At 62.9% G+C, this 13,669-nt stretch carries 10 protein-coding genes; 2 read left to right on the top strand and 8 right to left on the bottom strand.

The window, feature by feature from the left end:
- Positions 1 to 34: 34 nt before the first annotated feature.
- From K675_RS0102975 to glnE, 8 genes are all read right to left on the bottom strand, one after another.
- Positions 35 to 1,486 carry a lipopolysaccharide kinase InaA family protein gene (locus K675_RS0102975; protein ID WP_017902021.1) on the bottom strand — a complete coding sequence of 484 codons (1,452 nt, stop codon included), beginning with the start codon at positions 1,484 to 1,486 and terminating at the stop codon, positions 35 to 37.
- The gene (locus K675_RS0102970) at positions 1,486 to 2,238 is read right to left on the bottom strand and encodes a lipopolysaccharide kinase InaA family protein (RefSeq protein WP_017902020.1); all 753 of its coding nucleotides are present in this window, start codon (positions 2,236 to 2,238) and stop codon (positions 1,486 to 1,488) included. The genes K675_RS0102975 and K675_RS0102970 overlap by 1 nt, the downstream gene beginning before the upstream one ends.
- Positions 2,235 to 2,969 carry a lipopolysaccharide kinase InaA family protein gene (locus tag K675_RS0102965; protein WP_017902019.1) on the bottom strand — a complete coding sequence of 245 codons (735 nt, stop codon included), beginning with the start codon at positions 2,967 to 2,969 and terminating at the stop codon, positions 2,235 to 2,237. Before K675_RS0102965 ends, K675_RS0102970 begins: the two co-directional genes overlap by 4 nt.
- Entirely contained in the window at positions 2,969 to 3,775 is an 807-nt protein-coding gene (gene rfaP / locus K675_RS0102960) for a lipopolysaccharide core heptose(I) kinase RfaP (protein WP_017902018.1), read from the bottom strand. The genes K675_RS0102965 and rfaP overlap by 1 nt, the downstream gene beginning before the upstream one ends.
- On the bottom strand, positions 3,772 to 4,896 hold the full coding sequence (locus K675_RS0102955; protein ID WP_017902017.1) for a glycosyltransferase family 4 protein: 1,125 nt from the start codon (positions 4,894 to 4,896) through the stop codon (positions 3,772 to 3,774). Before K675_RS0102955 ends, rfaP begins: the two co-directional genes overlap by 4 nt.
- Positions 4,896 to 5,960 (bottom strand): lipopolysaccharide heptosyltransferase I, encoded by a 1,065-nt coding sequence (gene waaC, locus K675_RS0102950; RefSeq protein WP_026144868.1) that lies wholly within the window; start codon positions 5,958 to 5,960, stop codon positions 4,896 to 4,898. The genes K675_RS0102955 and waaC overlap by 1 nt, the downstream gene beginning before the upstream one ends.
- A 1-nt stretch (position 5,961) precedes the next feature.
- A complete protein-coding gene (gene waaF / locus K675_RS0102945) occupies positions 5,962 to 6,996 on the bottom strand; it encodes a lipopolysaccharide heptosyltransferase II (RefSeq protein ID WP_017902015.1) in 1,035 nt (344 codons plus the stop codon).
- 107 nt (positions 6,997 to 7,103) lie between these two features.
- Positions 7,104 to 10,043 carry a bifunctional [glutamate--ammonia ligase]-adenylyl-L-tyrosine phosphorylase/[glutamate--ammonia-ligase] adenylyltransferase gene (gene glnE, locus K675_RS0102940; protein WP_017902014.1) on the bottom strand — a complete coding sequence of 980 codons (2,940 nt, stop codon included), beginning with the start codon at positions 10,041 to 10,043 and terminating at the stop codon, positions 7,104 to 7,106.
- A 383-nt stretch (positions 10,044 to 10,426) separates the two neighbouring features.
- On the opposite strand from glnE, the gene aceE reads away from it, so the two are divergent.
- Positions 10,427 to 13,072, top strand: a complete 2,646-nt coding sequence (aceE, locus tag K675_RS0102935; protein ID WP_017902013.1) for a pyruvate dehydrogenase (acetyl-transferring), homodimeric type — start codon at positions 10,427 to 10,429, stop codon at positions 13,070 to 13,072.
- 11 nt (positions 13,073 to 13,083) lie between these two features.
- On the top strand, positions 13,084 to 13,669 hold a 586-nt coding region (locus K675_RS30290; RefSeq protein WP_037006239.1), incomplete at its 3' end, for a biotin/lipoyl-containing protein.

Raw genomic sequence — 13,669 nt, 5'->3', positions numbered from 1 at the left:
ATCGCCGCGCAACGGGGGCGTGGCGATCGCAGCATCAATTGGCCGGCTCGATGTTCCTGGGCAGCCGACTATCGATGATCTGATACAAGGCGCTGCTCTCGGGCCAGTTGCGCATGAACCGCGCGCGATCCCGGACATAGGCGGGCGCAAAGCTGCCGTTCGAGGAGTGCTGGCGCACCGCATCCAGATCGATCAGCGTCCAGCGTCCCTCGTGCCAGAACAGATTGTGCCCCTTGAAGTCGCCATGACTGACACGTTCGCGGATCAGGTCGGCGAACAACTGCTCCAGTGCCTGCAACTCGGCTTCAGGCACCGCGCCGCTTTCCACATGGGGAGCAAAGCGCTCGATGATATCCGGTCCCGGCAGGTACTCGGTGACCAGGTAGGCCTGGCGCCGCAACCAGCAGAAGCGCTTCTCCAGCACGGCCAATGGTTTGGGCGTGGCAATACCGAGAAACGCCAGTCGATTGCCTTCGCGCCAGGAATGCCAGGCCCGGCTTGGACGCCAGAAGCGCTTGAGCCAGTGGGCAAACCCCTTGATGTTGTAGCGCTTGAGCAACAGGGTACGGCCATCGGCCTCGATGCGGCCGACACTGGCCGCTCCGCCGGTCTTGTACAGGTGCCCCCGGTCGAGCAGTTGGTCGGCCTGGGCCAGCACCGGCAGCAAGGCCGCCTCTTCCTCGCGACGAATGGCGCGCAAGGCGAACGGCCCACGCCGCACGCTGAACAGGGTACATTCACGCCCCACCTTGCCGAGGAAATCCCTCAGGCGCCAGCCACGAATCCTGTCGACCTGCTTTAGCAAGGCCTCCAGTGGCAAGGCGTGCTCGGCATTGCTCAACAGATAATGCACCAGCAACTCTTCGATGAACGGTTCGAAGTGCCGGGGCAGTTGGGCAAAGAATACCCCGAGATTTTCCAGTACCTTCTCGCGGGACAACGGTTTGCCCGCCTCCTCGGCACGGATCCCGGCACCGTCGATCAGGTGCAGCTTGCCATCATGACGCAGCAGGTTGTCCAGGTGCAGGTCTTCCTGCCACAGGCCCTTGCCGTGCATTTGTGCGATCGCACCCAGCGCCTCGCCCAGCACTCGTTGCTGTTCGTCAGCCAGGGCCGGCAGCGCCTCGACCTGCCTCCAGGCATCGGCCAGGCTTTCGGCGCCCTCCAGGAACTCGAACAGCAGCCAGCCGCCCTCGCCTTCCTTCAAGCCATCGGCCAGCAACAGCGGCGTGGTCAACCCCTGCTCGGCGAGCAGGCGCACACCCTGCAACTCGCGCTGGAAATGCCGGGCTGCCTTGCCACCCACCAGCAACTTGGCCAACACCGTGCGGCCACGCCAGACCCCGGCACCGACATAACGCTGCCCCGGCAGCACTCGCAAAAGACTGAGCAGTTGCAACTGACCGGGACCGGCGGCATCCGCCAGCTCGATGCTCAGGGGCAGAACCGGCGTACGCCCGGCAGACTTCAATTCGGACAGACGCATCAACGACTCCCCTTTCTGCTACGCCGTGCGCCGAGGCGCTGAAGCCAGGCATCCACCAGCGAGCTGTCCTGCGCCTGGTCGAGATAGGCCGCCAGCAGAACGCGAACGTCGGCTTCACTCCAGACCGGTGCCCGACGCAGCAGCGGTTCGAGATCCTTGACCCGGTCACGCTGCCCGAACAGCAGCGGCCGGGTTTTCTCCAGGTCGATCAACCGCGCCTGGTAGCCGCCCGCCGACTCCTGCAGGAAGATATGCTTGGGATAGAAGCAACCGTGGATCTGGCGCATCCCGTGCAGTTGCCGGGCCAGCAGGCCACAGCAACGCAGAATCGCCTGGCGCTGCACCGGCGTGAGTTGCGGCCATTGCTCGAGCAACGAGTCCAGGTCGTTCCAGCCGTCCAGCGCACGGGTCAACAATACGGCCCGGCGCTCGCCCTTAACCGCACGCTCGCCGAAGAACGCCGCCTGCAGGGCCGCAATACCCAGGCGCTGGTAGCGGCTGATATTGCGGAACTCGCGGGCAAAGGTCGGCTCGCCCAACGGGCTGTGCAGGGTACGCGTCAGGTAATTGCTCTGGCGCTTGAGGTAATAGGCCTGGCCTTCCAGCTCCAGCCGGTACACGCTGCTCCAGCCACCGCCACTGGTGTTGGGCTCATCCACCGCGTCCAACGCCTTGTTCCACAGCGCATCGAAGTTGCCGAGTCCGTTGCGTTCGAGCAACGCGCGGTCGGCAGCCGCCAGGAAGTCGGTCATTCCCGTCCCTCGAAAAATCTCAACACATGCCGAATGCGTTTCTTGTCCGCCGCATTCAGCCGGTTACGTTGGCGGTACTGCAAGTAAAAACGCAGCCGCTGGGTAGCCGACAAGTGATACTTGGCCACCTTGTCCAAACAGGCCAGATCCTTGGTGATCCGGTAGCGCAGCCAGAAACCGCGCCAGAACTCACCATTGGGACAATCGATCAGGAACAGTTGGGCCTGGTCATCGACCAGCAGGTTGCGCCACTTCAGATCGTTATGGGTGAAACGCTGGTCATGCATGATACGTGTGTAGCGAGCCAACTGCCGGCTGACACCATCGACCCAGGCACGATCGCGCAGCAATGGATCATTGCGGTTGGCCAGCGCCGAAAGGTCCTCGGTATTGGGCAGCTCACGCGTGATCATGGCACCCCGATGGTAAGCGGCACCCCGGCGTTCCAGGCCCCAGGCGATCACTTCGGCGGTCGGAATCCCCCACTTGGCGAAACGCTTGAGGTTCTGCCATTCCGAACGGACCCGCGGCCGGCCGAAATACTGCCGCAGCCCCTTGCCCGCGCCGGAGTAGCGCTTGACGTAATAGTTCACGCCGTTGCGATTGACCCGAATGACCTCCGACAGCGGATCGCGGGTCAGGTGCTCACCCTCGAGGGCGAACACCGCCTCCAGGCTGCCAAAATCGTCCGCCAGCGCCGCGTATTCAGGTTCCAGTTTCCAACCCGACATCAGAGCGCATCCCCGTAACGCTGCTTGCGCTTGTAGAGCTTTTCGGCCTTGCGTTCCAACCAGGCCAGCAACGGAGCCTCGTCACGCAAGACCTCACGCAGCGGCCGGAGGAAATAGCCCCGCAGGAAACGCAATTTGTCGCGCCGGGTAAGGCCGATATCCAGCACCGAGAAATACAGTCCCGCCAGGTCCTTGTTCCGCCAGCGGCGCGGGATGCTCGGGCGAACCTGTGCACGATGCAGGTCAATGACCGAAAGCTTGAGATCATCGGCCGTCACCGGCCTGTCGGTATGCAGCAGGAAATGGGCGATATAGCAGTCTCGATGGTTGAGCCCGGCCCGATGCATGCCACCGGTCATGCGCGCCACTTCGGCGATCAGCGCGCGCTTGAGCCGCGGCTCTGGCGGCTGCACCGGCCATTGCAGGGTGTAGTCTTCGAGACTGATGGTAGGCGCCAGTTCTTCGGTGACAATGAACGAATCCTGGCCGGCGGGGTTGCTGCCACGCTCGCCGTAGGCCACGCCGGTCATGGTGGGCACCCCGGCCTGGTGCAGGCACTGGATCGCCCGCCATTCCTGGCCGGCACCCAGCACCGGCATTTTCGCGGTCAACAGGTTCTTGAAGATTTCGCGCCAGCCAATGCCATGATGGATCTTCACGAAGTAGCCACGCCCGGCGACTTCCGTGCGCAACGTCCGACGAGCCTCCAGCTCGCGATAAACCTTGCCCTGCAAGCGCTCGACCTCGGCGAACGCGTCGCGCCCGGCCCACAGGCTCTTGAAGGGTTCGGCAAGAATCAACTTCATCGGTGTTGCTCCGCCAGAATCACATCCGCAGCGTGCTGCGGCATGCTGTAGAGATCGGCCGTCTCGGCGAAGGCCAGACCGTTGCGGCTCCATGCCGTGCGCGCCGTCCCATCGGACAGCATCCGCTTCAGGTATTGATTGAGCTGGTTCTGCTCGAACGGCTCGTCCAGCACCAGGCCGCCATCGGCCTCGGCAATGTAGTGGGCATAACCGCAGACCGCGCTGACCAGCACCGGCAAACCGGACACCAGCGCCTCCAGCAGCACGGTGCCGGTGTTCTCGTTGTAGGCCGGATGAATCAGCAGGTCGGCCCCCAGCAGGAACCGCGGGATATCGCCGCGTCCCTTGAGAAACTGCACATGTTCGCCCAGCCCCAGCGCAGCACTCTGCATCTGGAATACCTTGGGATCGTCCTGGCCGATTACAAATAGCCGGGTACGTTTTTTCAGTTCTGCCGGCAATGCCGCCAGGGCCTTGAGGCTGCGATCGACACCCTTGGTCTTGAACCCGGAGCCGATCTGCACCAGTAGATACTCGTCCTCCGCCAGTTTGAATTCACGGCGGAACTCGGCGCGGATCTCGGCCGCATTGGCCGGCGCCCGGCGGTCCTGGGCAATCCCCGGAGGCAGCAGGTGAAAACGCTCCAACGGCGTGTCGTAATGCTTGATGAACAGCGGCTGCTGCACCTCGGAGATCATCAGGATCTCGGTCTTCGCATCCCGGGCGAACACTGCCCGCTCGTACTCGGCGAAGTGCTTGTAGCGACCCCAGAAACGGTACAGCGAATGCCGCAGGTTTTGCGCCTTGTCCTCGAAGCAGCCGTCGGCGGCGTAGTACACGTCGAGGCCGGGCATCTTGTTGAAGCCGATCAGCCGATCCACCGGACGCCTGGCCAGGTCGGCCTCCATCCAGGCACTGAGCTTCTCGTTGCGCCGATGGTTGGAGAACGCCTTGATCGGCACCACCAGCACTTCGAATCCGGGCGGAACATCGCCCTCCCAGATCAGCGTATAGACACGGATCTGGTGGCCGCGACGCTGGCACTCCAAGGCGATACGCATGAAGTCGCGCTGCAGGCCACCGAAGGGAAAATACTTGTACAGGACAAAAGCCAGTTGCATCAGTGCCGCTCCTCGGCCAGTAACAACGCGGTCAGCCGGCTGGCAACACGTTCAGGGTTGAGCCGCGTGAAGCACAGCGGCAACTCGCGCTTGAGATCGAAGCGCTTCTGGTCTTCGGCGGTGGGCACATAGGTGCATTTCTTTTGCAGGCAGGGCGCACAGGAGAAGTCGCTCGCCAGGTGAATCTGCGACTTGCCGTAGGCGCCGGTCAGCCCCGGATTGGTCGGACCGAACAGCGACAGCGTCGGCACATCCAGCGCGGCGGCCAGGTGGCCCAGGCCGGTATCCACGGCGACACAGGCGCTGGCGTCGGCCAGAACCTTGCCCACCCCGGCCAGATTCAGCTTCGGCAGCACCACCGCATGCCTCAGCCCTCGGGCGATCCGCTCGGCGCGTGCCTTCTCGACAGCGTTGCCCCAAGGCAACTTCACTTCGACGCCCAGTTGTCCCATCCGCTCGGCCAACTCACGCCAGTAGGCTTCGGGCCAGTGCTTGGTGTCCCAGGTGGTGCCATGGAGAAACAGCACGAACGGCGTCCTGCTGCGTGGCAACACCACCAGCTTCTCGACATCCAGGCCGTAATCGCCCAGTCCGCCGGGCAAGTCATAGCCCAGCGCCACGGCGAACAGCTGTCGCACCCGCTCGACCGCATGCTGCCCCCGCGCCACGGCCAGGCGTCGGGAATAGAACCGACTGGCCAGCGGCTCACGGGCCGACTGTTTGTCCAGCCCGGCGACCGGGGCTTTCACGTAACGGGTCAGGAACGCGCTTTTCACCAGGCCCTGGGCATCGATCACCAGATCGTACTTCGTTGCGCGCAGGGTTTGCTTGAAGCGCTTCCACTCGCCACTCTTGAAGGTCTGCCAGAGGTTCTTGCGCCAGCGGCGGATAGCGACCGGAATCACCTTGTCCACCGCCGGATGCCAGCTCGGAATCTCGGCGAAACCTTCCTCGACCACCCAGTCGAAGCGGATGCCGGGAATCGCCCGGGCCGCATCGGTCAAGGCCGGCAGCGCATGGATCACGTCTCCCAGGGAGGATGTCTTGACCAGCAATACTCGCAAGTTACCGGACCTCGACCGGGGAACCCTGCAGACGCTGCAGGGCTTCATTCACGGGCGCGGGCAACAGCTGGCGCAGGCAGTTGTAGTGCCCGAAACGACAGGTACGCTCGAAGCAGGGGCTGCACTCCAGGCCCAGGCGGACGATTTCCACCTGGTCCGCCAGCGGCGGCGTGAAGCCCGGCGAGGTCGAGCCATAGACCGCCACCAGCGGACGATTCAACGCCGCGGCCACATGCATCAGCCCCGAGTCGTTGGACACCACGGAGTCGGCACAGGACAGCAGGTCGATCGCCTCGGCCAGCGAAGTGGCCCCACTGAGGTTGACCGACTCCTCACGCAGCCCGGGAATCAGCCGCTGGCGAATATCCTCACCGACCGCATGATCGTTCTTCGAACCGAACAGCCAGACCTGCCAGCCCTCGCGAATCTTCGTTTCGGCGACTTTCGCATAATGCTCCGATGGCCAGCGCTTGGATTCGCCGAACTCGGCGCCAGGACACAGGGCCAGCACCGGTCGATCGAGTGTCAGCTCGAACTTGCCCAACGCCGCCTCACGGCTGACCGGATCAATCTGCAGACGTGGGCTGGGATAAGGCCTTGGCAATTCGGCGCCCGGTTCATAGGCCAGGGCCATGAACCGCTCGATCATCAGCGGATAGCGTTCTTTATCCAGCTTGCGCACGTCATTGAGCAGGCCGTAGCGGAATTCGCCACGCCAGCCGGTGCGCTTCGGGATGCCGGCAAAGAACGGCACCAACGCCGACTTCAACGAGTTGGGCAGCAGAATGGCCTGGTCATACTGACCGACCAGGGATTTGCCGATCTTGCGCCGGGTAGCCAGGTCCAGTACGCCGTGGCCGAGCGGAAAGCTCAAGGCGGCACGCACTTCGGGCATGCGCTCGAGGATCGGGCGGCTCCACTCGGGAGCCAGCACATCGATCTCGCACTGCGGGTGGCGTTGTTTCAGACACTGGAACAGTGTCTGAGCCATCACCATGTCACCGACCCAACTGGGCCCAACGATGAGAATCTTCATAAATATTCCGGAAACGATCAGGGAGGCCTGTAGCCTCCCCGGTCTTTGCCCATGGCCGTCCCAGGCCCTGTACGAAAGCGCCTGCATGACGACCCTCTCTACAGGCCCTAGCTTAGTCCCAGTTCAGCCCAGATCCGCATCACATCGCGCCGCTCGACCGCGAACTGGTCGCCACCGATGACGCCGGCCTCCTTCTGCAGGGCCTGGCGATGGGCGGCGGAACGATAAGCCTTGTAGGCCTCGCGCAGCAGGCCGGCATCGGCCGCGGGGATCAACCCGGCCTGCTCCAGCCCCTCAAGGATGCGGATGTTATCCGTGTAACGCAGTAACGCCGGGTGCTCTTTCGACCAGGCCAAAGTCGCGTATTGCACCATAAATTCGATATCGACGATACCTCCGGCGTCCTGCTTCAGGTCAAACGGCGCCGTCGCCTCGAAGGCATTGGCCGCCATACCGGCCGCGGTCGCCTTGCTGCCGAGGTTGTCGCGCATCTTGGCGCGCATCTCGCTGACTTCCTGGCGCAGGGTCGGCAGATCGCGCTCGCGCCCCAGCACCGCCGCACGGACTTTCTCGAAGGCCGCCCCGACGTCCTGGCAACCGACCAGTACCCGGGCCCGGATCAACGCCTGGTGCTCCCAGGTCCAGGCCTCGTTCTGCTGATAGCGTTCGAACGCGCCGAGGGAACTGACCAACAGGCCGGAAGCACCCGACGGACGCAGGCGCATGTCGACCTCATAGAGCTGGCCGGAGTTGGTCTGGGTGGTCAGCAGATGAATGATCCGCTGCCCCAGGCGGGTGAAGAACTGGGCCGTGTCGATCGGCTTGGCGCCGTCGGTTTCGGCATTCGGGTCGCCATCGTGGATGAACACCAGGTCCAGGTCCGAGCCATGCCCGAGTTCGATCCCACCGACCTTGCCATAGCCGACGATGATGAAGCCGGGATCGCACAGCGTACCATCGGCGCGCCGCGGCGAGCCGTACTTGCTCACCGTTTGCCGCCAGGCCAGGGCCAGCACCTGCTCCAGGATCGCCTCGGCCAGCCAGGTCAGATAGTCGCTGACCTTCATCAATGGCAGGCTGCCGGAGATTTCCGAAGCGGCGACCCGCAACCGGTGCGCCAGCTTGAAGTGGCGCAGAGCTTCCATCTGCTGCTCGAGGTCATCCTCGGGAATCCGCGTCAGGCGCTCACGCAGCTCGGCGGCCAACTCCGGCGCCAGCGGTGGCTTGAACAGCCGGCCCTCGTTGAGCAATTCGTCGAGCAGCATCGGGAACCGGGTGATCTGCTCGGCAATCCACGGGCTGGCGGCACACAGGGTCAGCAATTGACGCAAGGCCCCGGGGTTTTCCGTGAGCAGCACCAGATAGGCGGAACGTCGGGCCACCGCCTCGACCAACGGCAACACCCGCTCCAGTACCAGGTCCGGATCGGCGTGCTCGACCGCCTGGGCGAGCAATCGCGGGATAAAGGCATCGAGGCGCTCGCGCCCGAGACGCTGCATGGCCCGCAACTGCGGACTGGCACGCAGCGACGCAAGCTGCTTCAATGCCTTGGGAGCATCCTTGAAACCGGCCTCCTGCAACTGGCGACTGGCGGCCTCCTCGTCCTGGGCCTCCTCCCACAGGGGCAACCATTCGCCCCCCACGGCGACCTGGCAATCCTCGTTCTCATCCTCGTCCGGATCGGCGATGACCTGGCGGAAGTGCCAATCGATCCGGCCACGCCAGTGCATCAGTTCTGCATGGAAGGCATCCCAGTTATCGAAGCCGAGCATGAAGGCGATACGCGCCCGATCCTTGTCGTCATCGGGCAGCATCTGGGTCTGGCGATCGGCGATCGCCTGGATCGCATGCTCGGTGTAACGCAGGAACTCATAGCCCGTGCGCAATTCGGCGACCACCGCCGAGGGCAGGTAACCCTGGCCCTCGAGGGTGCCCAGCACCTTCAGCAACGGCCGCTGCTGCAGGCTCAGGTCACGCCCGCCGTGAATCAGCTGAAACGCCTGGGCAATGAACTCCACCTCGCGAATGCCACCAGCCCCCAGCTTGATGTTCTCGGCCATGCCCTTGCGCCGGACCTCCTGCTGGATCAACTGTTTCATGGTGCGCAGCGCCTCGATCGCGGAAAAGTCCAGGTAGCGCCGATAGACGAACGGCCGCAACATTTCCAGCAACTGCGCACCGGCCACCTGGTCACCAGCCACCACCCGCGCCTTGATCATCGCGTAGCGTTCCCAGTCGCGCCCCTGGTCCTGATAGTACTGCTCCAGGGCGTTGAAGCTCAGTACCAGCGCGCCGGCCGACCCATACGGACGCAGGCGCATGTCGACACGAAAGACGAATCCGTCGACGGTGATCGGGTCCAGCGCCTTGATCAGCCGCTGCCCCAGACGAATGAAGAATTCCTGGTTATCCAGCGGGCGCTTCACGCCGACGGTCTCGCCACCTTCCGGGTAGGCGAAGATCAGGTCGATGTCGGAGGACAGGTTCAACTCCACGGCACCGAGCTTGCCCATGCCGAGGATGACCATCTGCTGCGGCTCGCCACTGCGCCGGCCGGTCGGCGTGCCGAATTGCTGGCAATGGCGCTGGTACAACCATTGATAGGCCTGGTCGATGCAGGCATCGGCCATGTCCGAAAGATCGCGACAGGTCTGCACCAGATCGGCCTGGCGCGTCAGGTCACGCCAGATGATCCGTACCTGCTGACGATTGCGCTGACGCCGCAATACCCGACCCAGCTCATCCTCGCTTTGCGCCTGCTGGACCGCGGCAGCGATCTGCCCGCACATTTCCCCGGGCGCGAAAACCCGATCCAGGTCGCCGAACTGCACCAGCTCCAGCAACATCAAAGGGTCACGGATCGCCTGTTCAATGAAGAAATCACTGGCGGCACTGACCCGGGCGAAATCGGCCCAGCGCCCGGACGGCCATCCGGCCAGGCCGTGATCGTCGCCCAATGCGGCGACGGCGGCGCGGAAGGACTGTTCGGCCCGGCTGACAAAAGGCTGGAGAATGGCCGGCAAAACGGCCAGTGCAGGTAGGCTCATGGTCTATCCTTGATCGGCGAACAAGCAGCCGCAAACGGTGAGGGCGAGAAACATGCCCCGAAAAGGAGTGTCGAACAAAAGTTGGAAATAGCTGATAATCGGTTTTTTTTGGCAGCCAACATCAAGCTCACACCTGAACAGGTTTATTTTCAACCAACAATATCGATTATTCTCACAATGCAACAGGAAGTTTTCGTACATTGATCTGTAGTTTTACTACTCGTCTATACATTCGAAAGGCTGAAATGGTTGGCGATTTGTAGTAAAACTACAGAACCCCGGAACAACCTCCGGATCATCCAAGAATTTATGTCGTCTGCCCACAAGGCCAGTCGCAAACTCAGGCAACCGATTCTGGAAGCCTTTCCGCCCTGGAGCAAGCCATGCAAGACCTCGATCCCGTCGAAACCCAGGAATGGCTGGACGCCCTGGAATCGGTTCTCGACAAAGAAGGCGAAGACCGTGCTCACTATCTGATGACCCGTATGGGTGAACTCGCGACCCGCAGCGGCTCGCAACTGCCCTACGCCATCACCACGCCGTACCGCAACACGATTCCCGTCACCCACGAAGCACGCATGCCTGGCGACCTGTTCATGGAACGCCGCATTCGCTCGCTGGTACGTTGGAACGCGTTGGCCATGGTCATGCGCACGAACCTGAAAGATTCTGACCTGGGCGGTCACATCTCCAGCTTCGCCTCCAGTGCCACCCTGTACGACATCGGCTTCAACTACTTCTTCCAGGCCCCGACCGACGAACACGGCGGCGACCTGATCTACTTCCAGGGCCACGCCTCGCCAGGCGTCTACGCCCGCGCCTTCATGGAAGGCCGCATCAGCGAAGACCAGATGAACAACTTCCGCCAGGAAGTCGATGGCAACGGCCTGTCGTCCTACCCGCACCCATGGCTGATGCCTGATTTCTGGCAGTTCCCGACCGTTTCCATGGGTCTGGGCCCGATCCAGGCGATCTACCAGGCACGCTTCATGAAGTACCTGGAAGCCCGTGGCTTTATCCAGCCAGGCAAGCAGAAAGTCTGGTGCTTCATGGGCGACGGCGAGTGCGACGAGCCGGAATCCCTGGGCGCCATCGCCCTGGCCGGCCGCGAGAAGCTGGACAACCTGATCTTCGTCATCAACTGCAACCTGCAGCGCCTCGACGGCCCGGTTCGCGGCAACGGCAAGATCATCCAGGAACTCGAAGGCGTGTTCCGTGGTGCCCAGTGGAACGTCAACAAGGTCATCTGGGGCCGTTTCTGGGACCCACTGCTGGCCAAGGACACCGACGGCATCCTGCAGCGCCGCATGGACGAAGTCATCGACGGCGAATACCAGAACTACAAGGCCAAGGACGGCGCGTTCGTCCGCGAGCACTTCTTCAACTCGCCTGAACTCAAGGCGATGGTTGCCGACCTGTCCGACGACGAGATCTGGAAACTCAACCGCGGTGGCCACGACCCGTACAAGGTCTATGCAGCCTACCACCAGGCGGTCAACCACAAGGAACAGCCTACCGTCATCCTGGCCAAGACCATCAAGGGTTACGGCACCGGTGCGGGCGAAGCGAAAAACACCGCCCACAACACCAAGAAGGTCGACGTCGACAGCCTGCGTTCGTTCCGCGATCGTTTCGACATCCCGGTCAAGGACGAGGAGCTGGAACACCTGCCATTCTTCAAGCCGGAAGAAGGCAGCGCCGAAGCCCGCTACCTGAGCGAGCGTCGTGCCGCCCTGGGTGGTTTCGTACCGCAGCGTCGCGCCAAGAGCTTCAGCGTTCCGACTCCGCCACTGGATACCCTCAAGGCCATCCTGGACGGCTCGGGCGACCGTGAAATCTCCACCACCATGGCCTTCGTGCGAATCCTCGCGCAACTGGTCAAGGACAAGGAAATCGGCCCGCGCATCGTCCCGATCATCCCGGACGAAGCCCGTACCTTCGGTATGGAAGGCATGTTCCGCCAACTGGGCATCTACTCGTCCGTCGGCCAGCTCTACGAGCCGGTCGACAAGGACCAGGTGATGTTCTACCGCGAGGACAAGAAAGGCCAGATCCTCGAGGAAGGCATCAACGAAGCGGGCGCCATGAGCTCCTTCATCGCCGCCGGTACTTCGTACTCCAGCCACAACCAGCCGATGCTGCCGTTCTACATCTTCTACTCGATGTTCGGCTTCCAGCGTATCGGCGACCTGGCCTGGGCGGCTGGCGACAGCCGTACCCGTGGTTTCCTGATCGGCGGTACCGCCGGCCGGACCACCCTGAACGGCGAAGGCCTGCAGCACGAAGATGGTCACAGCCACATGCTGGCCGGCACCATCCCGAACTGCCGCACCTATGATCCGACCTACGGCTACGAGCTGGCGGTGATCATCCAGGACGGCATGAAGAAGATGACCGAAGAGCAGCAGGACGTCTTCTACTACATCACCGTGATGAACGAGTCCTACCAGCAGCCAGCCATTCCGGCCGGCGTCGAGGAAGGCATCATCAAGGGCATGTATCTGCTCGAGGAAGACACCAAGGAAGCCGCTCACCACGTACAACTGATGGGCTCCGGCACCATCCTGCGCGAAGTGCGTGAAGCGGCGAAGATCCTGCGCGAGCAGTTCAACATCGGCGCCGACGTCTGGAGCGTCACCAGCTTCAACGAACTGCGCCGCGACGGCCTGGCCGTGGAACGCAGCAACCGCCTGCACCCTGGCCAGAAGCCGAAGCAGAGCTATGTCGAGCAATGCCTCTCCGGCCGCAAGGGTCCGGTGATCGCGTCCACCGACTACATGAAGCTGTTCGCTGAACAGATCCGCCAGTGGGTCCCATCCAAGGAGTTCAAGGTCCTGGGTACCGACGGTTTCGGCCGCAGTGACAGCCGCAAGAAGCTGCGTCACTTCTTCGAAGTCGATCGTCATTTCGTGGTGTTGGCAGCCCTGGAAGCCTTGGCTGACCGTGGCGACATCGAGCCTAAAGTGGTGGCCGAGGCTATCGCCAAGTTCGGTATCGACCCGGAAAAACGCAACCCACTGGACTGCTGAGGAGACCCCCTGTGAGCGAACTCATTCGCGTACCTGACATCGGCAGCGGTGAAGGTGAAGTAATCGAACTGTTTGTGAAAGTCGGCGACCGCATCGAAGCCGACCAGAGCATCCTGACCCTGGAGTCGGACAAGGCGAGCATGGAAGTGCCCGCGCCGAAGACCGGTGTCATCAAGAGCCTGAAAGTGAAGCTGGGCGATCGCCTGAAGGAAGGCGACGAGCTGCTGGAACTGGAAGTCGAGGGCGCCGCTGCCCCGGCCCCCGCGGCTGGCCCGGCCCCTGCCGCCGCCGCACCGGCTCCAGCCCCTGCACCGGCGGCCGCTCCAAGCGCCGCCCCGGCTGCCGCCTCGGCGCAGCAGGTGCACGTGCCGGACATCGGTTCGTCGGGCAAGGCCCAGATCATCGAGATCTCGGTCAAGGTCGGCGACACCATCGAGGCCGATCAGTCGCTGATCACCCTCGAGTCCGACAAGGCCAGCATGGAAATCCCTTCGCCGGCTGCCGGCGTGGTGGAAAGCATCAACGTCAAACTGAACGACGAAGTCGGTACCGGCGACCTGATCCTGGTGCTGAAAGTCGCGGGCACCGCGCCTGCCA

The organism is Pseudomonas fuscovaginae SE-1 (assembly GCF_000364705.1).
GTDB lineage: Bacteria > Pseudomonadota > Gammaproteobacteria > Pseudomonadales > Pseudomonadaceae > Aquipseudomonas > Aquipseudomonas fuscovaginae_A.
The sequence above is the reverse complement of the archived record's forward strand: the minus strand, read 5'-3'. Positions and strand labels throughout refer to the sequence as shown.

Coding starts and splice junctions, on each gene's coding strand:
- glnE (WP_017902014.1), bottom strand. CDS start 10,043: ATGAGCCTACCTGCACTGGCCGTTTTGCCGGCCATTCTCCAGCCTTTT.
- K675_RS0102970 (WP_017902020.1), bottom strand. CDS start 2,238: ATGACCGACTTCCTGGCGGCTGCCGACCGCGCGTTGCTCGAACGCAAC.
- K675_RS0102965 (WP_017902019.1), bottom strand. CDS start 2,969: ATGTCGGGTTGGAAACTGGAACCTGAATACGCGGCGCTGGCGGACGAT.
- K675_RS0102955 (WP_017902017.1), bottom strand. CDS start 4,896: ATGCAACTGGCTTTTGTCCTGTACAAGTATTTTCCCTTCGGTGGCCTG.
- rfaP (WP_017902018.1), bottom strand. CDS start 3,775: ATGAAGTTGATTCTTGCCGAACCCTTCAAGAGCCTGTGGGCCGGGCGC.
- waaF (WP_017902015.1), bottom strand. CDS start 6,996: ATGAAGATTCTCATCGTTGGGCCCAGTTGGGTCGGTGACATGGTGATG.
- K675_RS0102975 (WP_017902021.1), bottom strand. CDS start 1,486: ATGCGTCTGTCCGAATTGAAGTCTGCCGGGCGTACGCCGGTTCTGCCC.
- aceE (WP_017902013.1), top strand. CDS start 10,427: ATGCAAGACCTCGATCCCGTCGAAACCCAGGAATGGCTGGACGCCCTG.